20 protein-coding genes and 1 pseudogene are annotated in these 23,456 nt (G+C 45.4%); 12 read left to right on the top strand and 9 right to left on the bottom strand.

Annotated elements, in window-relative coordinates; translation table 11 throughout:
* Nucleotides 1-17: 17 nt before the first annotated feature.
* Nucleotides 18-1,853: a DUF3413 domain-containing protein gene (locus CIK04_RS21110; RefSeq protein WP_097353297.1), complete on the top strand. Its 1,836-nt coding sequence runs from the start codon at nucleotides 18-20 to the stop codon at nucleotides 1,851-1,853.
* A 10-nt stretch (nucleotides 1,854-1,863) separates the two neighbouring features.
* Here CIK04_RS21110 and CIK04_RS21105 read toward each other — a convergent pair whose 3' ends face one another.
* On the bottom strand, nucleotides 1,864-2,862 hold the full coding sequence (locus CIK04_RS21105; protein ID WP_097353298.1) for a hypothetical protein: 999 nt from the start codon (nucleotides 2,860-2,862) through the stop codon (nucleotides 1,864-1,866).
* 140 nt (nucleotides 2,863-3,002) lie between these two features.
* Here CIK04_RS21105 and CIK04_RS21100 point away from each other — a divergent pair, with 140 nt between their 5' ends.
* The 11 genes from CIK04_RS21100 to CIK04_RS21050 are packed head-to-tail and all read left to right on the top strand — an operon-like array spanning nucleotide 3,003 to nucleotide 13,657.
* Nucleotides 3,003-4,193, top strand: a complete 1,191-nt coding sequence (locus CIK04_RS21100; protein ID WP_097353299.1) for a UDP-N-acetylglucosamine 4,6-dehydratase — start codon at nucleotides 3,003-3,005, stop codon at nucleotides 4,191-4,193.
* 12 nt (nucleotides 4,194-4,205) lie between these two features.
* Nucleotides 4,206-5,348: a LegC family aminotransferase gene (locus tag CIK04_RS21095; RefSeq protein WP_097353300.1), complete on the top strand. Its 1,143-nt coding sequence runs from the start codon at nucleotides 4,206-4,208 to the stop codon at nucleotides 5,346-5,348.
* 9 nt (nucleotides 5,349-5,357) lie between these two features.
* The gene (locus tag CIK04_RS21090; RefSeq protein ID WP_097353301.1) at nucleotides 5,358-6,350 is read left to right on the top strand and encodes a GNAT family N-acetyltransferase; all 993 of its coding nucleotides are present in this window, start codon (nucleotides 5,358-5,360) and stop codon (nucleotides 6,348-6,350) included.
* Nucleotides 6,351-6,358: 8 nt separating this feature from the next.
* Nucleotides 6,359-7,360 carry an N-acetylneuraminate synthase gene (gene neuB, locus CIK04_RS21085; protein ID WP_097353302.1) on the top strand — a complete coding sequence of 334 codons (1,002 nt, stop codon included), beginning with the start codon at nucleotides 6,359-6,361 and terminating at the stop codon, nucleotides 7,358-7,360.
* Entirely contained in the window at nucleotides 7,360-8,523 is a 1,164-nt protein-coding gene (gene neuC, locus CIK04_RS21080) for a UDP-N-acetylglucosamine 2-epimerase (protein ID WP_045629306.1), read from the top strand. The genes neuB and neuC overlap by 1 nt, the downstream gene beginning before the upstream one ends.
* Nucleotides 8,507-9,502, top strand: a complete 996-nt coding sequence (locus tag CIK04_RS21075; RefSeq protein ID WP_097353303.1) for a pyridoxal phosphate-dependent transferase — start codon at nucleotides 8,507-8,509, stop codon at nucleotides 9,500-9,502. The genes neuC and CIK04_RS21075 overlap by 17 nt, the downstream gene beginning before the upstream one ends.
* Nucleotides 9,492-9,977 carry a GNAT family N-acetyltransferase gene (locus CIK04_RS21070; RefSeq protein ID WP_045629309.1) on the top strand — a complete coding sequence of 162 codons (486 nt, stop codon included), beginning with the start codon at nucleotides 9,492-9,494 and terminating at the stop codon, nucleotides 9,975-9,977. The genes CIK04_RS21075 and CIK04_RS21070 overlap by 11 nt, the downstream gene beginning before the upstream one ends.
* Before the next feature lie 16 nt (nucleotides 9,978-9,993).
* Entirely contained in the window at nucleotides 9,994-11,040 is a 1,047-nt protein-coding gene (locus CIK04_RS21065) for a nucleotidyltransferase family protein (RefSeq protein WP_097353304.1), read from the top strand.
* Nucleotides 11,041-11,043: 3 nt separating this feature from the next.
* Nucleotides 11,044-11,745 carry a 2-C-methyl-D-erythritol 4-phosphate cytidylyltransferase gene (locus CIK04_RS21060; protein ID WP_097353305.1) on the top strand — a complete coding sequence of 234 codons (702 nt, stop codon included), beginning with the start codon at nucleotides 11,044-11,046 and terminating at the stop codon, nucleotides 11,743-11,745.
* Nucleotides 11,738-12,700 carry a Gfo/Idh/MocA family oxidoreductase gene (locus tag CIK04_RS21055; protein WP_097353306.1) on the top strand — a complete coding sequence of 321 codons (963 nt, stop codon included), beginning with the start codon at nucleotides 11,738-11,740 and terminating at the stop codon, nucleotides 12,698-12,700. Before CIK04_RS21060 ends, CIK04_RS21055 begins: the two co-directional genes overlap by 8 nt.
* A gap of 15 nt (nucleotides 12,701-12,715) precedes the next feature.
* Nucleotides 12,716-13,657, top strand: coding sequence for a Gfo/Idh/MocA family oxidoreductase (locus CIK04_RS21050; RefSeq protein WP_097353307.1), 942 nt, complete (start codon nucleotides 12,716-12,718; stop codon nucleotides 13,655-13,657).
* Nucleotides 13,658-13,707: 50 nt separating this feature from the next.
* On the opposite strand, the gene CIK04_RS21045 is transcribed toward CIK04_RS21050, so the two are convergent.
* The 8 genes and pseudogenes from CIK04_RS21045 to CIK04_RS21010 all read right to left on the bottom strand — a co-directional run bounded on the left by CIK04_RS21045 (nucleotide 13,708) and on the right by CIK04_RS21010 (nucleotide 23,069).
* A complete protein-coding gene (locus CIK04_RS21045) occupies nucleotides 13,708-14,709 on the bottom strand; it encodes a hypothetical protein (protein WP_097353308.1) in 1,002 nt (333 codons plus the stop codon).
* A 12-nt stretch (nucleotides 14,710-14,721) separates the two neighbouring features.
* The gene (gene waaA, locus CIK04_RS21040; protein WP_097353309.1) at nucleotides 14,722-15,981 is read right to left on the bottom strand and encodes a lipid IV(A) 3-deoxy-D-manno-octulosonic acid transferase; all 1,260 of its coding nucleotides are present in this window, start codon (nucleotides 15,979-15,981) and stop codon (nucleotides 14,722-14,724) included.
* Entirely contained in the window at nucleotides 15,975-17,033 is a 1,059-nt protein-coding gene (waaF, locus tag CIK04_RS21035) for a lipopolysaccharide heptosyltransferase II (RefSeq protein WP_097353310.1), read from the bottom strand. The genes waaA and waaF overlap by 7 nt, the downstream gene beginning before the upstream one ends.
* 2 nt (nucleotides 17,034-17,035) lie before the next feature.
* Nucleotides 17,036-18,015: pseudogene (gene lpxM, locus CIK04_RS21030) on the bottom strand (lauroyl-Kdo(2)-lipid IV(A) myristoyltransferase).
* A 158-nt stretch (nucleotides 18,016-18,173) separates the two neighbouring features.
* Nucleotides 18,174-19,115: an ADP-glyceromanno-heptose 6-epimerase gene (gene rfaD, locus CIK04_RS21025; RefSeq protein ID WP_011078866.1), complete on the bottom strand. Its 942-nt coding sequence runs from the start codon at nucleotides 19,113-19,115 to the stop codon at nucleotides 18,174-18,176.
* Between the two features lie 176 nt (nucleotides 19,116-19,291).
* Nucleotides 19,292-21,541 (bottom strand): YjbH domain-containing protein, encoded by a 2,250-nt coding sequence (locus CIK04_RS21020; protein WP_097353311.1) that lies wholly within the window; start codon nucleotides 21,539-21,541, stop codon nucleotides 19,292-19,294.
* A gap of 2 nt (nucleotides 21,542-21,543) precedes the next feature.
* Complete coding sequence (locus CIK04_RS21015) at nucleotides 21,544-22,341, bottom strand: capsule biosynthesis GfcC family protein (RefSeq protein ID WP_097353312.1); 798 nt, start codon at nucleotides 22,339-22,341, stop codon at nucleotides 21,544-21,546.
* Nucleotides 22,338-23,069, bottom strand: a complete 732-nt coding sequence (locus CIK04_RS21010) for a YjbF family lipoprotein (protein ID WP_097353313.1) — start codon at nucleotides 23,067-23,069, stop codon at nucleotides 22,338-22,340. Before CIK04_RS21010 ends, CIK04_RS21015 begins: the two co-directional genes overlap by 4 nt.
* Nucleotides 23,070-23,456: the final 387 nt, after the last annotated feature.

Here is a 23,456-nt window from a genome sequence, read left to right as displayed (position 1 = left end):
CTCAGGAAGTTAGTTACATGTCTTTTAAGCAAAAGCTGCACGCTCACGGCTGGTTTATTTTGATTAACGCTTTGGTGTTAATGTTGATTGCTAGCCGTTATTTCGCCTTTCTGCCAGAGTTCCCGACGGATCCATTAGGCATCACCTTTATTCTTGCTGGTACTTGGGGGCAGATGACGCTGCTTGCCGCCATCATTGGTTTAGTGACCATTCCCACCTTATTTTTGCCGAAACCATTTCGTAATGGTACCCAAGCTCTAATTGCTTCGTTAGGCGTTGCAACTTTGTTTATTGATACCATCGTGTTTGCACAGTATCGATTTCACATTAATGCAGTGGTGCTAGAGCTCGTGATGTCAGGCCAAATTGTTAGCTTTCCGTTGATCACTTGGTTAATGGTGATTGGCGGTGTCGCTTTGTTGTTGGCCGCGCAGTGGTGGACAATTCGCTGGCTAGAAAATGGAGCACCCGTCAGAGCGCTGAAACTTGGCCGCAAATTTGCGTTGTTGACCTTTGCCGCGCTACTGGCCACCAATGCTATTCATATTTGGGCCGCAGCGCATGCCTATCAACCGGTGACCACGGTGAAGCGCTATTTACCGCTGTTTTATCCTGCTACAGCAGATAAATTTATGCGCAAACAAGGTTGGGTGGATGAACAGGCGCTTGAGCGTCAAAAGGCACTGGCGTTTAAACGCAAAAATGATTTGAATTACCCATTAGCACCACTTCAAACACAACCTGTAGAGAAACCGCTCAATATTATGTTGCTGGTGGTGGATTCTTGGCGCGCCGATACCTTCAACGCAGACAATACGCCAAACATGTGGAAATACGCGCAGTCGGGTGTGGTTTTCAATAACCATATCGCGACTGGCAACGCGACTCGTACAGGTATCTTTGGTCTTTTCTACGGCATTCCGGGCACCTACTGGCATGGATTCCTAGCAAACCAACAAAGCCCGGTACTGATCGACCGTTTACAGGCTTTGGATTACCAATTAGGTATCTTCACTGCTGCTCAGTTACGTAAACCGGAGTTCAACCAAACGGTTTTCACCAAAGTGGAAAACCTACGTATTGGTTCTGAAGGTGATCGCCCGTCTGAGCTCGATGCAGACCTTACTCAAGATTGGTTAGCTTGGTACGATCAACGTGATAAGTCGAAGCCAACGTTCTCTTTCTTATTTTACGATGCGCCCCATGGCTACGATTTCCCTGCAGATTTTGAGCCGAAATATGAGCCGATGCTCAAAGAGGTGAACTATCTTAAGTTGAACAACGACACGGATCCGACGCCATTTTTTAATCGCTACAAAACCAGTGTGCGTTATGTCGATTCAATGGCAACCAAAGTGCTCGATAAACTCAAAGAGAGTGGCGATCTGGAAAATACCGTGGTGATCATTACCGGTGACCACGGGCAAGAGATGAACGACAACAAACTTAACTTCTGGGGGCACAACAGCAACTTTACCGATGCGCAGGTCAACGTGCCGTTTGCCATCTTTGGCCCTGGCGTTGATGCGGCGAAGATGCAGTGGAGTAGCGAAGCGCTCACTAGCCACCAAGACGTTGTGCCGACGTTGATGAAGCACTATCTCGGCGTGACCAATGATGTGAAAGATTACTCGGTTGGCGAAGATTTACTCGGTGATGCAGTAAAACGTGATTGGATCATTTCCTCAAACTACAGCGGTTATGCCATTATTACCGATGACAATATTCTAGAAGTGAGTGGTGGTGGCCAGTACCAATTTATGGACAAAACCAATCGCCAGTTGAAAGATCAACAACCTAATTTTACCTATCTGCAGCAAGCCTTAGAGCAGATCAGTCGATTTAGTAAGTAGAGTCGAGGGGTTACCAATCTGGCAACTCTGCATAAGGTAACCCAATTTCTTTTCTTAATGATTCCAAAGTTTCCCCAAGTAATGGCATTTCGTATTTTTCAATGGGAACTTCGATATCATAGATTGGTATGTTGGTGTAGATTTTACTTAATGTAAATGAAGCTGCGGATGTTATACCATAAATGGTGGATAGTTTTATTTCTTCATTAGAGATTTCGAACTCAATTGGACTGGACGTTTTTCTGTAGTTAACACCAACGATGCTCCTTACTATATTTTCAACGTCTTTAGTTTCACTTCTATGTGGAAAATAAATGAGTCCTCTCGGATGCTTTTTCACAATTGTTTTTAACAGGTTGCAATATTCCGTAATTTTCATTCCTCGACTGCCAACCAGACCTTGACCGATAAAGCCGACAGGGGCTGTTTCTGAATAACAATAATTTATATTAAGTCTTTCTTTCAGTGTGATGAAATCGTTTCTATCAATGGGGAATTTTTTAGATACTAGATTAAAAAAAGTGAAAAGGCGGAATGTTTTTCTTGGATAAATCACTCTAGCTTTTTTTATACCAAGAGCAGACATTAGTATATCTCTGCTTCTTTTATTCCGATAAACATGCTGTTCAGTTTCAATAAGAGTCTGGAATGTTGATATTGTATTTGTTCCATCGTCGAGCATGACTTCATTGCTAGCTTGTATGTTTGCGAGAAGAACATTGGTTCTCCACGCCAAGTAATCTGCAAAAAAGAAATGCTCGAATTGTAAGCTTGGATTTAAACTTTTAATCTTATGTACAAGTCGTGCTGTGTTCCAAATCTTACTATTTCGTTTCAGTATTAGTACTGAGTCCCACTCGCTCTTATCTAGTAGCTTGTTAATCTGCTCATTACCTGCTGAAGAACGTTCTTCTCTTAGAATTAAGATATTGTTTTTTGTATTATAAAAGCGTTTAGCTTCTATACAGCAAATGAGCTGGAGTGGTGAGGTAGAGAGAAAAAGATTCATAGTCAGAAGAGGTGCAGTCGTCTACTTTGGTTGAGCATCTTTGTTTGCTGACATCGCAAACATGGTTGCGTGGTAAGATTTAATCGTGTTTAAGTCTATAGTATAATTTAGGCAGTTGAAACAATTACATGATAAATACTATGAACCCAATTCTACCTCTTATCGGTCGCACCGATGCGCTGTTCACTCAAGACATTGCTCAACATGAAGCTGAGTTGTCTCGTATCGTTTCAGAGTCACGTTTTCTTGTTCTTGGCGGGGCGGGGTCGATTGGCCAAGCGGTCACTAAAGAAATCTTTAAGCGTCATCCGCAGAAGTTGCACGTTGTTGATATCAGCGAGAACAATATGGTGGAGTTGGTCCGCGATATTCGCAGTTCATTCGGTTACATAGATGGTGATTTCCAAACATTCGCGTTGGACATCGGCTCTATTGAGTATGATGCGTTTATTAAGGCGGATGGCCAATATGACTACGTATTGAACTTATCTGCACTTAAGCATGTTCGCAGTGAGAAAGACCCATTTACCTTAATGCGAATGATCGATGTCAATGTATTCAACACTGATAAGACGATTCAACAGTCGATTGATGCTGGCGTTAAAAAGTACTTCTGTGTCTCGACGGATAAAGCGGCCAACCCAGTCAATATGATGGGGGCGTCCAAACGCATTATGGAAATGTTCTTGATGCGTAAGAGTGAGCAAATTGCCATCTCAACTGCGCGTTTTGCTAACGTGGCCTTTTCTGATGGTTCACTGTTGCATGGTTTTAACCAACGTATCCAAAAAAATCAGCCGATTGTCGCACCAAACGATATCAAACGTTATTTTGTCACTCCTCAAGAATCGGGTGAGCTGTGTTTGATGTCGTGTATTTTTGGTGAAAATCGCGACATTTTCTTCCCGAAACTCAGTGAAGCATTGCATCTGATTACATTTGCAGACATTGCGGTGAAATACCTAAAACAAAGAGGCTACGAGCCGCATTTATGCGCGGATGAAGATGAAGCTCGTGAACTGGCGAAAACGCTACCAGCACAAGGCAAATGGCCTTGTCTTTTCACCGAAAGTGATACGACGGGTGAAAAGGATTTCGAAGAGTTTTTCACTGATAAAGAAGTGCTTGATATGGCACGTTTTGAAAATTTGGGCATCATCAAAAATGAATCTCTGTACCAACCGGAGCTGTTGAGTCTTTTTGAAGAACAAATTGCCCAAATGAAAGATCAACGAGCTTGGAGCAAAGAGCAGATTGTGGCGCTCTTCTTTACGATGATCCCTGACTTCGGTCATAAAGAAACGGGCAAATACCTCGATAGCAAGATGTAAGGGTGAAGAAGAATGAACGCACAGTTACTGGTTGAGTTTGTACGCGACCAATACCAAACCCAAGATTTTATTCCATTGCATGCCCCTACTTTTGCGGGCAATGAGAAAGCGTATGTAATGGAAACCATTGAAAGCACGTTTGTCTCCAGTGTCGGTAAGTTTGTCGATGAGTTTGAACGTAAAATGGAAGCGTTTACTGGTACTCCAAAGGCGGTGGCGACGGTCAACGGTACCGCCGCCTTGCACGCCGCCCTTTACATGGCAGGGGTTGAACGTGGTGATTTCGTGATCACACAAGCGCTGACGTTTGTTGCAACTTGCAATGCGCTTTATCACATGGGTGCCGAGCCGATTTTTGTGGATGTTTCCCCTGTAAGCTTGGGGCTTTGCCCTAAAGCGATGAGTGCTTTTTTAGAAGATAATGCGCAAGTCACTGAGGCAGGTTGCATCCATAAGCAAACGGGCAGAAGAATCAAAGCCGTAGTGCCAATGCACACTTTTGGTCATCCGGTAGAATTGGATGAACTGGTTGCTGTTTGTTTGAAATGGAATATCTCGTTAGTCGAGGATGCTGCGGAAAGCCTAGGTTCGTTTTACAAGGGTAAGCACACGGGGACAATCGGTGATTTTGGCGCGGTGAGTTTCAACGGCAACAAAATCATTACCACAGGTGGTGGCGGTATGGTGCTTTGCGGGAGTGAAGAAGCGGGCAGACGCACTAAGCATGTGACTACGACGGCGAAAGTGCCGCACCCTTATGAATTCTTCCATGATGAGCCCGGCTTCAACTACCGTATGCCGAACTTAAATGCGGCGCTGGGCTGCGCGCAGATGGAAGTGCTGGAAGGCTATCTGGCGCAAAAGCGCCAATTGGCACATCAATACCAAGCGTTTTTCGCCAGCAGCGATGTGACGTTTGTGGTCGAGCCAGAATACGCACAGTCAAACTACTGGCTCAATGCCATCATTTGCGCAGATACACAGCAGCGCAATGAACTGCTTGAGCAAACTAATGCCGCTGGCGTAATGACTCGCCCAATTTGGCAGTTAATGCACCGTTTACCAATGTTCGAACAAGCCCTGCGTGGGGATTTGACCCATTCAGAATTCATTGAAGCACACCTGATTAACTTACCGAGTACGCCAGTTGCGTAAGGGAACAAGATGACTATAGCTCCTACCACAGATTTATCGGCTGATATTTATTATCAACGTGCTTATTCAGCCTTGTATGAACAGGGGTGTGATCATTTTGAGTACACCTATCAAGAAGGCGAACACTATGTGAGGTTCACGGCACTTAAGCATCGTATTAGTCATGTTGCTGGGGTTGAAGTACAAGAAGAGCTTTACGATTTAGAGACGCCATATGGCTATGGTGGGCCACTATCAAACTGTGACGCTCCTGCTTTTCTACAACGGGCGTTTACGGCGTATCGCGAGCATTGCCAGCAGCAACGTATTGTGTGTGAGTTTATTCGCTTTCACCCTTTCAATTCGTTGGCTGAAAACAATACGCTATTTGATATGCATTTTGCTGAACGTCAAGTCGTGATCGTAGATCTCGAGCAAAGCAGTGAAGAACGTCGACAGCAGTATTCCAAAACTACGCGTAATATTGTGAAAAAAGCGGCGAACAACTTAACGGTACAGTACGAACATGTACCGCTCAGTGAGTTTATGAGCATGTATTACGATACGATGCAAAAGAACACCGCAAGTGACTTTTTTTACTTTAAAGAGCCATATTTTGAGGCTTTAATGAAAATCCAAGGGGTCAGCTTGCTCGCCATCCAAAAAGAGCAACAATATGCCTCGATTGGCTTTTTTATGTGTAGCAATGAGCTTGCCCACTATCATCTTTCAGCGAACAACCAAGAGTTGGCGAAAGACAATGGTAATTACTTACTGTTGGATGCTGCTTTTGAACACGCAAAAGCGCAGGGATGCCGATATATGATGTTAGGCGGGGGACGGACATCGTCACCAGAAGATAGTTTATTTAAGTTTAAGAGCAAGTTCTCACCACTCAATAGAGCCTTTTATATTGCTGGATTAGATTTCTTACCAGAGAAGAGACACCAGTTGAATCAGTTGTGGATTGAGCAAAACCCGCAACGCCAAGCACCAAAGTTATTCCAGTTATACCGAGCTTAGAGGTACTTATGACAAACAAGACATTTATCATCGCTGAGGCCGGTGTAAACCATAATGGTGATATTCGTTTAGCCAAACAGTTGATTGATGCGGCGGCGGATGCGGGCGTCGATGCGGTGAAGTTCCAGACTTGGAAAACCGAATTACTGGTAACAGAAGACGCAAAAATGGCGGATTATCAAGTTGAAAACACTCAACGTGAAGAAACGCAATTTGAAATGCTGAAGCGTTTGGAATTGAGCTACGATGATTTTACAGAATTAAAGTCGTACTGTGATTATAAAGGTATTACCTTTATGTCAACGCCAGACGAAGAGCAAAGCGCCACATTTTTAGATGGCTTACAAGCCGTATTCAAAATTGGCTCGGGAGAGCTCACCAACACACCATTTCTACGTCATATCGCGAGCTTTGCTAAGCCAGTGATCTTGTCAACGGGGATGGGCTATTTGTCGGAAGTGGAGCATGCGGTGGCGACGTTGCGCGACGCGGGCTTATCACTCGACATGATCACGGTTTTACACGCGACAACCGATTATCCAACCGCGCCAGAAGACGTTAACTTGTTGGCGATGAAGACGATCGAACAAGCGTTCCCGGGCATTATTGTCGGCTACTCTGATCATACGTTGGGTACTGAAATACCAGTAGCAGCGGTGGCGCTAGGCGCGAAAGTGATTGAAAAACATTTCACGCTAGATAAAACCATGTTTGGGCCGGATCATAAAGCTAGCCTCGAGCCACAAGAGCTCGCCGACATGGTCACTGCGATCCGCAATATTGAACAAGCTCTGGGTAATGGCTGGAAGGTACCCACTAAAACCGAACAGGAAAACCGTAACATTGTGCGCAAGAGCTTAGTGGCTGGCAAGCCGATCACGGCGGGCAGCATTATTTGTGCAGATATGTTAGAAATTAAACGTCCAGGTAACGGTATTTCTCCAACCCGTTGGGATGAAGTAGTTGGCTCTGTGGCGAAGAAAGATTACCAGATTGGAGAACTGATCTAATGCGTAAAATCTGCGTAGTCACTGCAACGCGAGCGGAATATGGCTTACTTAAATGTTTGCTGGATGATATTCAAAATGATCCTGAACTTGAGTTACAAATCATCTCTACTGGCAGTCATCTGTCGCCAGAATTTGGCTATACCAACCAGCAAATCTTGGATGATGGTTTTTGTGTTAACAAGCAAATTGAGATCTTACTCTCTTCAGATACCCCTGTGGGTGTGAGTAAAAGTATGGGCTTGGCCCAAATCAGTTTTGCTGAAGCATTTGAAGAGTTGCGCCCGGATTTAGTCGTGGTACTCGGTGACCGTTACGAGTTAATCCCGATTGTCTCAGCGGCCAATATTGCACGTATTCCTGTCGCTCATCTCAATGGCGGTGAGTTAACGGAAGGGGCGATTGATGAACTTATTCGTCATGCGATCACCAAACTGTCGCAACTGCATTTCACTGCTATGGAAGAATACTCTCGACGTGTCATTCAAATGGGTGAAAGCCCAGATCGAGTGTTTAATATTGGTGAAGTGGGCTTGGATAACATTCTAAGAATGGAGTTGCTTTCTAAGAGTGCCTTTGAAGAGTCTATTGGCGTGAAGTTAAAAAAGAAAAATCTGCTATTTACCTATCATCCGGAAACAACCCAATCAGTTGATGAGATTGAAGCGGATTTTAACCATATTCTTGCGGCATTAGATACTCTTGATGACTGTTTGATCATTTTCACTAAAGCGAATGCTGACGTGGGTGGCCGTCTGATTAACAAAATGATTGATCAGTACGTGGTCGACCATAAAGACAAGTCAGTGGCGTTTACCTCGTTGGGGCAATTGCGCTATTTGTCTGCTCTGCAATATGTTGATGCGGTGGTCGGGAATTCGTCGAGTGGTATCGTTGAAGCCCCTTCATTTAGAATAGCGTCGATTAATATTGGCTCTCGTCAAAAAGGTCGAGTACGCGCTGATAGCACTATTGACGTTGAGGTTGAAAAGCAGCAGATTATTGACGCCATTGCTACTATCTATACGGATGCTTTCCAAGAGCGACTCTACACGGTCGTTAATCCTTACGGTCAGGGCAACAGTTCGCAAAAGTTGGTGAGTATCATTAAGTCAGTCGACTTGAGCAAATTGAAATCCAAGAAGTTCTATGACGTCGAATATTAATCAAAAAACGATTGGTGGTGAGCAAGAACTGCTATCGGACAATCTTTATTATGGGGTTACCAACTCTGGGCGCTCATCTTTGCGATGGGCGATTCAGTCAATGAGATTAAAACATAAAAAGATACTGGTTCCTGATTTTATCTGTCAGATCGTTATTGATGTATTAATCGAACAAGAAGTGAACTTCGATTTCTATCGCGTAAAGCCAGACTTGTCTATTGTTCTCAACAGTGAATCGTTGGTTGGGATTGATGCGGTTTATTTAGTGCGATATTTTGGTGCGCAAACGGTTAGTTTGGACCATCTACTCGCGACCTTAACAATTCCCTTTATTCTCGATGATGTGTTTGGTATCAGCAAGCCGCGCTTTGATAACCCGTGTCATTGGTTTTACTTCAATAGCTTAAGAAAAATCACCGCGATTCCAGACTACAGTCAGCTTATTTCCAATCAACCTCTGGCGAGGGTTACGGTTGAGTCGTTGGCGAGTTTTGCTCAGCTTAAATATCAAGCCAAAGATCTTAAAGCGAGATATCTCACCGATGGTCTGGGTGATGAGGCTTCTTATTTAGCATCGTTTGTTGCAGCGGAGCACCTGCTCGATACCTCACAGGGGATCTATCAGCCAAGTGGACGCAGCAGTATGCTGGCCAACACGTTCTATCGTACTTTGGATCAAGAAAACCTGCATAGACAGGGCAATCTCGCCTTAGCCAAACACTTGCTGCCGGCGCATCTCTATCTTGATGTGGTGCCTGAATTCCCAAGTTTTTTACCCATTGTCCTGAAAAGTCGGGATGCCGTTAGAAAGCAACTCATGCAGCATCAGATTTTCTTGGCTGTGCATTGGCCCCAGTTGTCGATGGTCTCCAATCAGCTGAGTGATTATTTACTGTCATTGCCTTTGGACTCAAGATACTCGAAGTTAGACATTGAGCGTGTCTGCAATATGATAATGGAGTATGCCGATGAATGTTGACCATCTGACCCTTGTTTTGGCAGATAAATCCGACTTTACCTTTTATCACGCAATCAAATCGGAAAGCCAAAGTATTTATTGGTCAGGTTTTAATACTGCGCCGGATAGGACTCGTTTACTTGAACACTACACGACGATGCTGAACAATGAAAATAGAGATATCTATATTTTCAAAGAGAACGATGTGCGAATTGGTTACTTTTGTGTCGATAAAGATCGTCTCAATAATACGGTCGAAATCTCTTATGGCGTTTCGGCACAATATGCTGGACGTGGACTCGCCAAGATAATGATCAAACTTGGACTGGAACACATTGAGCCTATGTTCACCATGCAAGTTGCATGGATTGCGGAAAGCAACATTGCTTCGGTCAAGACCGCTACTGCGCTGGGTTTTCGGGCTACCGATGAATGCGAACATCGCCAGCTAGCACAAAGCCCAACACCAGTAAAATTTATTAAATACAGTCGCTAGAAAATAAGGCATACGCATGAGCCACAACTGGAAAAAGATTTTAGTCTCACCCGCCGCTTCGATTCGTTCTGTGTTGAGGACTATTGATCAACAAGCGTTGAAACTAGCCCTAGTCGTAGATGAGCAGAACAAGTTGTTAGGAACGGTAAGCGATGGTGATATTCGTCGTGCCATCTTAAGAGATGCCTCATTGGAAGACAGTGTCGATTTGGTTATGAATACCCAGCCAACCACTGCCGATGTCAGCATGTCGAGAGACAATATTCTCTCTTTGATGGAACGCAAAGAGCTGCACGCCATTCCAATCTTAAGTAATGGGGTCGTGATTGGCTTGGAAACATTGCATGGCTTGTTACATAAACCCGAATACGCCAATCCGGTCTTTTTAATGGCAGGTGGCTTTGGGACTCGCCTCAAACCATTGACGGATAACTGCCCTAAACCATTACTTAAAGTGGGCGAGCGCCCGATCTTAGAAACGGTCATCTTGAGTTTTATTCGAGCAGGATTTAGTAATTTCTATATCTCAACCCATTATTTACCAGAAATGATCCATGAAGCTTTGGGCGATGGTTCGCGTTGGGGCGTGTCGATTCAATATATTCATGAGGAAACCCCATTAGGTACTGGCGGTGCGTTAGGCTTGCTACCAGATAGTCTGCCAGATCTGCCCGTTATCGTGATGAATGGAGACATCCTGACCAAGATCAACTTTGAAGATGTGCTTGAGTTCCATAATAAAAATGACTCAAAAGCGACCATGTGTGTCCGTGAGTTTGAATATCAAGTGCCTTTTGGTGTGATTGAAGCTCAAGACTTCAAAATCACCGGGATTGTGGAAAAACCGACCTATCGCTTCCATGTCAATGCGGGCATTTACGTGTTGAACAAATCGCTGATTGCTTCAGTAGCGAAAGGAGAATACTTGGATATGCCAACATTGTTTGAACAGCAAATTGGTCGAGACATCCATGTATTTCCATTTCATGAATATTGGCTAGATATTGGTCGTATGGATGACTATAAGCGTGCACAAGTGGATATTCTCACGTTAGGTTTATAAGTAATGAAAATACTGGCGATTACTCCTGCCCGTGGGGGCAGTAAGCGGCTACCAGGCAAGAACATCAAAAATTTAAATGGTAAGCCTCTGATCCAATGGACGATAGACGCCGCCTTAGCGGTGCCAGAGATCGCTCGCGTCATGGTGACGACGGACTGTGACGAGATTGCGGAGATTGCGAAACAAGCGGGGGCAGAGGTGCCGTTTATTCGCCCACCAGAGTTAGCCACCGACACTAGCTCCAGTACCGATGTGATCCGTCATGCGCTGGATTTTTACCGCGCACAAGGTGAAGAGTTTGATTTTGTCTTACTGTTACAACCAACGTCACCAATTCGCAGTGCGGATGACATTCGCCACGCGATCGAGCAACTTAAAGCGCATACGGCGGATGCCGTCGTGTCAGTGTGCCCTTGTGATCACTCGCCACTTTGGGCGAACACCTTACCAGACGATCGCTCGATGGCCGATTTTATCCGTCATGAAGTGAGTCAGTTGAGAAGTCAGGATCTTCCTGATTACTATCGAATCAATGGTGCAATCTACTTAACAAAAGTGAGCCGATTCTACCAAGAAAACTCGCTATTTTTATCTTCAAACATATTTGCCTATGTAATGGACAATGAAAGCTCGGTCGATATTGACCATGAGTTGGACTTTTTGATTGCAGAAACGGTGTTAAAATATAGGGAACAAAATGCATAAGTTATTGATCGTCGGTGCGGGACAATTGGGTAGCCGCCATTTGCAAGGTGCATTGGCAGCGGCAGAAAGCTTAGACATTACCGTTATTGATCCGTCACAAGACTCACTGAACATCGCTGAAGAGCGCGCTCAACAAGTGGAGTGGGGCAATGACAATAGTCAGATCAGCTATAGCACCACGTTGCCTGATTCTCAGACATTCGACGTTTGCATCATCGCCACCGCTGCGCAAGTTCGTGCCGACGTCACCAAAGCTTTGCTGAGTACGAACCGCGTCAAACACATCATTTTTGAAAAGGTTCTGTTTCAAAAGTTGGCGCATTATTCAGAGATCTTAGCCTTACTTCAGCAGCATCAAGTACAAGGTTGGGTGAACTGCCCACGCCGTATTTTCCCAAGTTACCAAGAGCTTAAATCTCATTTGGATGCCAGTCTGCCAGTGAGCATGACTGTTACTGGTAACGCCTGGGGTATGGCATGTAATAGCGTTCATTTTATCGACTTGTTCTCTTACCTTGTCGACAGTGCTGCGCTACAAGTTACCAATGTGGCATTGGATGCTGAGCTGATTGAAAGTAAGCGTGCAGGCTTTTATGAAGTGACAGGCGCGATCGAATATGCCATCGGTGTAAACACGTTACGAATTGAAAGTGGCCAAGATCTCATCCCAAGTTTAGCTGTGACTATCGACAATGGTCTCTCACGCCATGTTGTTAACGAAGTGGAGCGCACCTGGCTGTTTAGCCAAGATGGCACAACGACACAACATAGCCACACTCCGCTGTTCCAAAGCCAACTGACGGGAGCGAATGTCACCGAACTGTTGACAACCAATCAGTGTCAGTTAACGCCGTTTACGCAATCATGTTCACTGCATACCCCATTTATTGAGGTGGTCCTTGAGCACCTATCAAAAACCCTTAACGTTCATTTGGACGCTTGCCCAATTACTTAATATTGAGGAGTAAGTATGATCTGGCTAATTGGTTCTGGTTTAATGTCGATTGACTATGCCAAAGTACTCGATGCTCAAGGCTGTGATTATCAGGTGGTCGGCCGTGGTAGTGACTCAGCAGCATCGTTCACTGAAAAAACGGGTAAAGCAGTGATTTGCGGTGGATTAGCGCAGCATATTGCCAATACCAAAGTGGTAGCAGAGGCGGCGATTGTGAGCGTGGGCGTCGCTCAACTGTATGAAACCACCAAGCAACTCATCGAAGCGGGCGTGAAAAAAATTCTGGTCGAAAAACCAGGCGCCACCGCACAGGCGGAAATTGAAGAGTTGCGCAAACTCAGTGAGCAGCATGGTTGTGCGGTTTATATTGCATACAACCGTCGTTTCTTCTCCTCAGTACTGGAAGCGCAGCGCTTGATTGAGCAGGAAGGTGGGGTCACTTCATTCAACTTTGAACTGACAGAATGGGCGCATGTCATTGAAAAAATCGACAAGCCTCAAGAGGTGTTAAACAAGTGGTTCTTAGCTAATTCGACTCATGTTGCCGATCTGGCGTTCTACTTGGGTGGCAAGCCTCGAGATATCTGCTGCTTTGTTCAAGGCAGCCTAAACTGGCATCAAGCAGGGTCAGTATTTTCTGGCGCGGGAATGACAGAACAAGGTGCCTTGTTTAATTATTCCGCAAACTGGGAATCGGCTGGTCGCTGGTCTGTTGAAGTATTAACCAAAGAAAATCGCTACGTATTCAGACCAATGGAAGCACTACAAGTGCAAAAAAGAGGCACGATTCCGTTAGTGGCGGTTGAAGTTGATGATGCTCTCGACAAAGAGTTTAAGCCTGGTTTATTTAAGCAGGTGGAAGCTTTCTTGGGCGATGATGCGCGTTTACTGTGTCGTTTAGAAGAGCAGTGCTCACTGTTCCCTATTTATGAAAAAATGGCGGGTTATCAATATTGATAAACTCGCGTTGATAGAGAAAAGGCCTTTCGAATGAAAGGCCTTTTTTATTAAATTTGTACGTTTGGGATGGCAATTTTTTCAAACAATCGATGGATAACGGTATAGCTATCTTTTCTCGTTTGGTTAATGCCTTCGCCACTTGGGAGCAGGTTGTAAACCGGTAAATCGGGATACAGAACAGAGAGGCTGTACTGAGCGTTGGAGTAGGTGCCATATAACGCAGAGAGACAAATGCCTTTATCCAGAAGTTCGATCTCTAGTGGTAGAGAGGAGTGGTGGTAAATGACATTGGCCATGTTCTTGATCTCATTCGCTACGTCTGGTAGCTCGGTGCGATGAGGAAAGTACATCACTTGGCCATTGGCGTAGTGGACAAACTGTTTGACTTCCGACAGATAAGTGTCGATGCATTTGCCATTTTTGCCACCGACGGCGCCATGTCCGAGAAACCCGACCGGCGCATCTGCTGAGTAAACCGGCTGATTACCATATTTTGCTTTGAGCGCACTGAAGTCGTTTTGGCGGTGTGGATGGATGGGATCCAGCAGGTCAAAAATGGAAAAGATTTCAAACTGTGGAAAATGCTCAAGATGGCCAATGGGCTTTAGGCCTTGTAAGCGGATCAAACTGTCTTGCACAAAGCGAGGTCGGTAGAAGGTTTTTTCATCGCGAATATAGCGTTCGTATTCAAAAACCGTAGTTGTTCCATCATCAAAATAGATTTCTTGCGAAAAAGTGAGATTACGACGGATCAACTTTGTTCGCCAAGCGTTGTATTCGGCATAGAAAAAACGCTCGAATGTTTTACTGCCACCATTAATACGGATGGCTTGTTTGATGGCTTTCGGTACATTAAACGTGCGTTGATGACGTTCTACCCAAATAATATGATTCCAGTCATTTGAACAGAAAACATGATTCAGTTGACTGATTCCAGGCTCTCGGTTTTGTTTGACGAGAAAAAGGATATTGTTTTGAGTTTGATAGGCAACTCTCGCTTCATTAGCGCAAATGTACTGAAATGGTGATGTAGCAACAAATATGTTCATGATAGTCTCAGCTTAAAGCGAGTGAATGATTTTATGGGTGCAACCCATACTTGCTTGTAAAAAGGTATAGGCATTCCACGCAAGTCTTTTTTGAGCCTCTGGTTCAGATAATAGCAGCAATAAGTATGTGCTAATTTGCGTTTTATCCTCACCAATCATAATGGCTTTTTGGGCCATTAATTTATCGATAATTTCAGTAAAGTTGTAATAGCTCGGCCCTGTTATAACCGGAACTCCCAAAGCTGCGGGCTCTAAAACATTATGCCCGCCAACTTTGTCTCCAATTAAACTACCACCCATAAAGCAGACATCTGCTGCACCGAGTAAGACCAACATCTCACCCATAGTGTCACCAAGATACACTTGCGTGGAGTCTGCAATGATGTTTGCTTGTGTGCGCCTTACTGTTTCGAAACCTTGTGTTTGGCACAGTTCGAACACCGAGTCAAAACGCTCTGGGTGTCGGGGCACGAGTATTAAGAGTGCATTTGGATGCGTTTCTAACACTTGTCTATGAGCATCCAATACTTGTTCATCTTCGCCTCTGTGGGTACTTGCGGCTATCCATACCGGCCTTTGTTGGCCAAGCAGAGTGCGTAATTCCACGCCTTGGCGTTTGATCTCATCGGAGATATGGATATCGAATTTGATCGAGCCCGTCACACTGAGTTTGTTTGTCGGGATGCCGAGTTTGGCGAAACGATCGGCGTCCGCTTGAGATTGGCAAAGGACTTTACCCAAGCAAGGGTGGATAAGATTAAATAGCGGCTGAACTTTGGCGTAGTTTTGCTGAGATTTTTCTGACAAACGGGCATTGACCACGATAATCGGGATATTGGCTTTGTGTACAGTTGCGAGGGTGTTAGGCCACAATTCCGTCTCAATGATCAGCATCTTGGCTGGATTGATTGCCTTAAGAAAACCTCGAACCGCAAAGGCAAAGTCGATAGGCATATAGCGATGTTCAACTAAGTTGCCTAATTTTGCGATTTGTTCTGCGCCGGTGCTCGTGGTGGTGGTCACAACAATCACTTGGTCGGGCGTTTTCTCTTTAATTGCTTTAATTAGCGGAACTGCCGCGAGGCTTTCTCCGACAGAAACAGCATGGATCCAGAGTGGTTGGTTTTGCCCATCAAGCGTGGGGGTGATGCCAAAATGCTCTTTCCAACGTTTACCGAATTTGGGCTTGTTTGGCTTGCTACGATACAAACCAAACAGCAGCAAAGGGGCCGCTAAAGCCAGTAGGAGTGTGTAGAGCCATCTTACTAACATGCGTTCACCGCAATGGCGTCGAGTTTGCGAATACTGTCTAACACGTGTTTTGGTGTCAGTTCAGACAAGCATTTGAGGTGTTGGTATTGGCACTCGCGCTTAAAGCAGGGACGACACTCGATATCGGTGTGAACAATTTCTACGTTTTCTGCTAAAGGCGGTGTGTATTTTGGTGATGTTGAGCCATATACCGCGACGACATTACACCCAACCGCCGCCGCGACGTGCATTAGGCCTGAATCGTTGCTGACAACCGTGTGACAAGCCGCCAGTAGATCCACCGCTTCAATTAAACTGGTTTCGCCAGCCAATACGTGAATTTGGTGATGAAATTCGCTAGGTACGCCTTGTTTAATGCCATTACAGGTATCGCGATCTTTTTGCGAACCAAACAACCATACTTGATGACCTTGCTGGCACATTGCGTGGGCGACTTCGGCATAATGATTTTCCGGCCATTTTTTGGCTGGTCCAAATTCAGCACCAGGACAAAGACCGATCACTTTGCTCTGCACCGCAAGACTAAACTTCGCTAGTGTTTGTTGCTGAGCATCAGTATGGATAGACAATTTAGGGCGAGGTAAGGTTTCTAGCCCACCTAACGAGGAGGAATCGATCATTTGTTCACGTGGATGAGCTAAGGCCACATAGCGTTCGACCATATACTGAAAGGCTTTCTTATTAGGTCTAAGATCGTTCAGTAGCCCATAGCGCATTTCGCCCCGCCAGCCTGTACGTTTGGGGATATTGGCGAACCATGGGATTAAGGCGGATTTCGCTGAATTAGGTAAGACGTAAGCGTGGTCATAACCAAACTCACGTAGGGATTTACCGATTTCACGACGACCTAATAGGTTGAACTCGCCATGGCCTAGCGGCATTTCAATTGCGCGGTTGACTTCGGGCATCCGCTCCAAGATCGGTTTACACCATCCAGGGGCAATGACGTCAATGAGAGCATCGGGATGTTGCTGTTTCAGCGTGGTATAGAGTGATTGTGACATCACCATATCGCCAACCCAAGAAGGGCCAATGATTAAAAATTTTGTCATAGCTAGTCCATATACCGTGGATCGCGATAAGGGTTGGGGGCGGTTTTATCTTCTTGAGTCCTCAAAAGTTGGAAAATCCACATATATTGCTCTGGGGACTCAGCGATCACATTTTCGATATGTGCATTCATCTTGCGCGCATCAGTCTCTTCATTCTCTGTAGGGAAGTGCTCCCATGCTGGGAAGAACTCTACGTCAAATTGCCCTGTGTCAACATTGAGTTTTGAGACCATGGGAACAACTTCTGCTTTGGCTACCTTGGTTAATTTACCCACTCCGGGTAGTGTCGCTTTAGTGGCAGCAAAGAAATCAACAAATACGCTTCGTTGCTCACGTCCATGATCTTGGTCGGCTAAATAATAGCCTAGATAGCCTTTGCGAATAGCTCGGATAAAGTGGTTTACACCCGCATCTCGCTCAAATATTTTTCCACCATATTGCACTCTTTGGCGATGCATTAGCCAATCTGTTAGTGCATTTTTTTGAGGTTTTGAAAACCCACGACAGGGAGGCCTCTAGATGCTAGCACGATGGCAGGAATATCAATGGTCCACGTATGCGGTACCATCAAAATCACATTCGATTTTCGGTCTAACACAGTTTGGAGGTGTTCCATTCCTTTAATGTTGGTATTTCGTGTGAGCCACTTTTTGCTGCGAGTTGTTAAAGACGCGAAGGTCAGCAAATAAATGCCTGCAGTCTCTAAACAGCGAAACAGAATCTGTTCTCGTTCTTCGTGAGAGCGCTCTGGAAAGCATAGGTGCAGGTTTACCCATGCATTATGAATAGTACCTTTACGTTTCTTTATGAGTACTTTGGCAATCGTACGAGCAATTCGTCGTTTGATGCTTACTGGTAGAAATGTAATTGGAATAGCAAAGAGTATAGCAATCCAAGTCCCCCAGTATTTAGGAGCAAGAAAACCCCACTGGAAGGTGGGGTGATATGCTTTGGGATCGAAGTCGTTACGTTCAGTTTTCATGTTTCGTCAATATTCTAGTCATAGCGTCTGCTAAGATTCAATGAGTTAGTTCTTTACTTCTAGGTGCCAGAGATACACATTTTAGAACCTAGAACCTAGAACCTAGAACCTAGAACCTAGAACCTAGAACCTAGAACCTAGAACCTAGAACCTAGAACCTAACCATTAACAATCGCCATATACTCCGCTACTCCTTCAGCGACAGTCTTAAACTCAACATCACACCCAGCGGCGCGCAGTTTTGTGAGATCTGCCTGAGTAAACTCTTGGTAGGCGCCTTTTAGATGTTCAGGGAATGGAATAGTTTCAATCTCTCCTTTGCCGTGATGCTTGATCACTGCTTTTGCCACTTCTTCAAAAGACTCAGCGTTACCCGTGCCACAGTTGAAGATGCCAGAAACGCCATTTTGCATAAACCATAAGTTTACCTTACACACGTCACCAACGTAGATGAAGTCACGTTTGAACTGCTCGCTACCTGCGAACAGTTTTGGATTTTCACCCGCAAGGATTTGGTTGTTAAGGTGGAAAGCAACCGATGCCATGCTGCCTTTATGCTGCTCACGAGGGCCATAAACATTGAAGTAACGGAAGCCTGTGATTTGCGATAGTGTCTCGCCATGTTCTTCGGCATCTTGCCACAAGCGGCGAACGTAGTTATCGAATTGCTGCTTTGAATAGCCGTAAACGTTGAGTGCACCTTCGTATTCACGTTCTTCTTTAAAAACAGTGGTTTCACCGTAAGTGGCTGCAGAAGAAGCATATAGGAATGGAATTTCACGCTCTAGGCAGTAGTGAAGTAACTCTTTTGAATACTCGTAGTTGTTGAGCATCATGTACTTGCCATCCCACTCCGTTGTTGCAGAGCAAGCACCTTCGTGGAAGACCGCTTCGATTGGGCCAAAGTTATCACCCGCCATGATCTGAGTGAGAAAGTCATCTCGATCCATGTAATCGGTAATGTCGAGATCAACCAAGTTTTTGAACTTTCGACCGTTCTTTAGGTTGTCTACAACCAGAATGTCATTGATACCAATCTCGTTTAGGGCTTTAACAATGTTGCTGCCAATCATGCCAGCGCCGCCAGTTACGATGATCATAAATCTTCCACCTAAGGTTAAAAATGCCAAAAAATTTTATCAGGAAAAGGAGGAGGGTGCTAGAACTTGGTCTTAACCTGGGTTCTTCGTATGAAGGCAACTGAATTCCTAATCCGATGAGAGTTCAGTTGCCTATATGGGAGAAATAAGAAAACTAGACCCTAGACCTTTCTCTCTCAATACCAACGGCTTCTCGCGTTGGTCACTTCAAATAGCTCGTACTTGCGACTCAGTGTTTGACCGCCATCACGAGTGATTGGTTGCCAAGCAAAAACACCACGCGCCGTGCTTGGTTTGATCGTCATCGCATCAAATGGAATCGAAATATAGAAGCCTTTGTTGTAACTGCCTTCGCCATATTCCTCAGTTGTCAGGTCCGTCACGGTCGCAAATGCACCGACGATCATGCCGGATTTAAACTGTTTGGAGAAATCGACGCGTACCCCGTTGTCGCCGCCCAAGAACTTACCCGCGCTGACTTTAAACAACGTGTTCTCCAACAAAGACCACTGAGGCATGTAGTAAGCAGAAAGTTGACCCGTAGTGCCTTTATCAAGAACGTAAGCTTGGCAGCCAGTATCGTTTGGTTTGCAGTTAGAGGCATCGTAGCCATCGTAATAAACAAACGGTTCGTCGAATGTGGCAAACCAGCTATCTGGGTCACGCTGCGAGATTAAGTTCGCATCCAAGCCCAAAGCCCAGTTTTTACCTAATGGACGGTAAAGCACTTCACCACCTACACCAGCAAACATGGTTTCCAAATAACCGCCGTACATTTGGGTATAGACTTGCTGCGTAGGTTGAGCAAACCAAGTGAGCTGCATATGGTTTAGACGAACAGGGTTATCACTCACGTAGGAGCGGAACATCGTTCGCACGCGCGGCACGGCGAAGTTCGAAATATGAGGGTCTTTCTCTACGTAGTTGAACTTGTCGTAGTTATCGGCAAGGTTGACGTAAATAGAACCGCTCGCTTCGATGTTATTGGTGAGCCAATAGTTCGCTTCGGTATTAAAACCAAGGTGGAACAAGTAGAACGCTTCAGGGCCACCTAATGATTGCGCCAACACAGGAGAAATACCTGCGTTCCAGCGCTCGCGATGTGTCGTCAATGGTTTCGCGTTTTCACGGTAATTGGGCTCGCTGGTGTTGCCTAGCTCGCGGCTATTGGCACCAACGTATTGATACGTCGCCGCTTGTTTATAAGCTTCTGCATCAAGCTCGGTTTGCGTTAAGTCCACGCCATTACGGGTTTCAACAATCTTATAGGTAGTGATGTAGTCTGGTGCGTTATTGGCTAAAATCGCGGCGGCGCGATCTTGCGCTTCTTTTCTATCTCGGTATTTAACCTGCTCACCCGCAATCACCAAAGCATCACCTTGCTCATACAAGGTGCTTTGTTGATAACCCGCGTTGCTGTCTAGTTGCTGGGCGACTGCTTGCCAATCGGTATTGCCTTCGCTTGGTCTTCCCGTGACGGCTTGCTTGGGTTCATCTCGCCAAACCGCTTTGAGATCATCAAAATTGGTGTAGAGATTAAAACCAAAGGTCAGTGTATCGCCACGTTGGTAACTTAACTTGGCATCGCCCCAATCTCCAAGTTGATAGAGCACGCCAAAGTTCCAAGGAGTATGTTGTGGCATCGGCTTACCACCACGGACATAAGGGAAATCTTGGCTGTAATCGTTGGCATCGTATTCCACTTTCACACGCAGTGGTTGATACGGTGTTTGATATTCAATGCCGCCATAGAGAGCGGCAGGGCCTTTAAACCAGCGCTCAAAATCAACGCTGCCCCCCGAGCCTTTATAGTCACTTGGCCTTTCACAAAACTTATCGCTAACTTTGCAAAATGGGTTGGTGAAGTTGCCGTTTTGGCCGATATAACCCCATCCCATACCTAGCGTAAAGTCGATTGGGCCAAACCGTTTGGTCGCAGCAATAAACTCGCCGTCAAATAAACCTGTCCCGCCAAAATCACGAATGCCAATTGAGGTTTCAGGTAACCAGTAGCTCTCTTGCCAAAGGCGTATTTTGAAATCAATACCTTTATCGGTATAGAGATTGTCGCCGCTGTAATCTGGATTCGGGTTAAACAGCATATCCGGCACGCGTGTGTAACGGATGGTGGTTTCAAACCAATCGAACAACTGCAGCGAGGTGTAATAATGGTGGTAGTCGTCGTTGAGGTTAACACCAAAGTTGAATTCACCCTCTTTTGCCATACGGCCAGACGGCATTTGCATTAAACCCACGCCACCAAAATCAGTTTGTGAAGGGCGAAGTGTCACGGTTTCAAGCTCAGAGGCGTGTGAATGCAAAGAGGTTACGCCTGCTAGTGCGGAGAATACGCCAAGGCAAACGACGGAAACTCGAGAGCGAAAGCCAACGCTTGGGATTTTTGATGAGGAATTTAAGTACGTCATAATTAACCTTTGATCATCCCTAATAGTTTGACGATGTCGCTCTCTAGCGCCTGAAGAACATCATTACTGGCGTTAAAGCCAATGAAAATTGTAGAGCCTGGTTGCACCGACACATGCTGATTGTTCCAGTAGCTATAACCCACTTTGCTGCTGTCTCCATTTGGCGATATCACCCATGCCTCGCTTTTATTGCCATTGTCATTCAATGTGCCGTCCGCGATGTAATCTGCGACCTCGAAATCGGCAGAAAAAGGCACTGTTTTTGGGGTAATCAATCCTAATAAAAACACCTGGTTCTTGCGTGAGGCTTGCTTTAATGCATAGTGACCCGGTAGGGCAGGGTTGAGATCCGCTTTCAAACGCACCGCATCAATATCTAAGTTAATGTCCTCGCGATAACCGTATTGATGCTTTTCCACTAGCGTTAGTAAAAGCTGGCTGGCCCGGCGATAATCTTCATTTTTAGCGAGTTCAAGAAGTTGCTGGCGAACGTTCTGTAGCAGGGCATCTGCCTCGGCTTGTTTGTTGAGGTTAAACAGCTGGAAGCCTTCATGGAAACTCAATGCTTGTGCATTCGATGAGTCGTTTTGTTGACGGTTTTGCTGCTGAGCATCCAAGAGCACTTGCTCAAGACGAACCGGTTGTGGGTAGTTGAGTTGTAAACCATGATTGAGCAATATCACCTGAGTGGGTTGCTGAATATCGACCGCTTGTGAAGCCGCTAAAACGCTCGGTGAAAGAGTCAACGCAGACGCTACAATTCCACTTAGCAGGGTGACAAAGGAAAAGCCATGTTTCATTGTGCAGCCTCCGCAAACGGTTTCAGGATCTCGAACTCAATACGCGTCATTTCAGGCCCAAGATATTGAATGCTCTTCATTACTTGACCACTGCCATTAACCCAGTATTGGTTTTGCACCGTGGTATCTAATTGAGGGAAAAAGATGTTCTCTTGCCAGATGGTTAACGTTTGCTGCCAAATAGCGGAAATTGCCTCTTCACTCCCCATTCGCGTGAGCGTCACATCGCCAAGATAGCCGTAATGCTTCCCTTTATTGCTGTCAGAGCTTTGTGTTTCCCAATCATACTGGCTTTGCCATTGAAGGTTAGCTTGCCAAGGTTTCGCTTGTTGAGAGTGCGCTAAATCCACCTCTCTGCGTATAAGGTTCCCATAAGGAAGATTAAGCGTTTTAACCACACGGCCGTTTTCCGTCACGATCATCCCGCCATCTGAAGAAACCCATTTTAGCTGTAGTTGACTGTTGTCTGGGTTTTGCTCTGCGTAGCCTAGCACCATGAAAATACGCTGGCCGTCGTTAATTCGCATATAAGTACTGGCGTAGGGAAGCTCTAACACCTGCTGAGAGGTTTGGGTAATGTCTTCTGCGCCAAAGAACGCTTCATTTAGCGTGGTACTCATGTCATCGAAACGTTGAACACAACCGGAAAGGAGAATCAAACTGGCTACGGTTGCACTACGCACAAGAAAACGAGGCAAAATAGCCTGCTGAAAAGGGAGATTTATCATCGACTAACAACCTTGTTGTTGGTAGGAATCCATCAATAAAAAATAGTGTTCAAGGGTACTATGGAAGGCGTAATGAGAAAAGGAGAGATTAAACAATCGTCAGGTGAAGCCTCTATATAGCCATCCTTACTGGCGCGGAATCCATCCTTCGCATTGGCTGTTGCGAGAGTGAGCGGCAGAGGATTCATCATCAATTCTCTCACCCTGTCATCCTCACGAACGTGGGGATCCATCGTATAGCAAGCACCGTGGCTCGGTTTTATCGCTTCATTACTGGTGTTTCTGTTGATTTAGCTACTCTCTCACTCCGTCATCCTCGCGAACGCGGGGATCCATTGTATAGCGAGCACCGTGGCTCGGTTTTAGCGCTTCATTGTCGGTGTTTTT

This window comes from Vibrio sp. 03_296, assembly GCF_002265885.1.
Note: the sequence above shows the minus strand (reverse complement) of the source record. Positions and strands in the feature narration are given on the sequence as shown.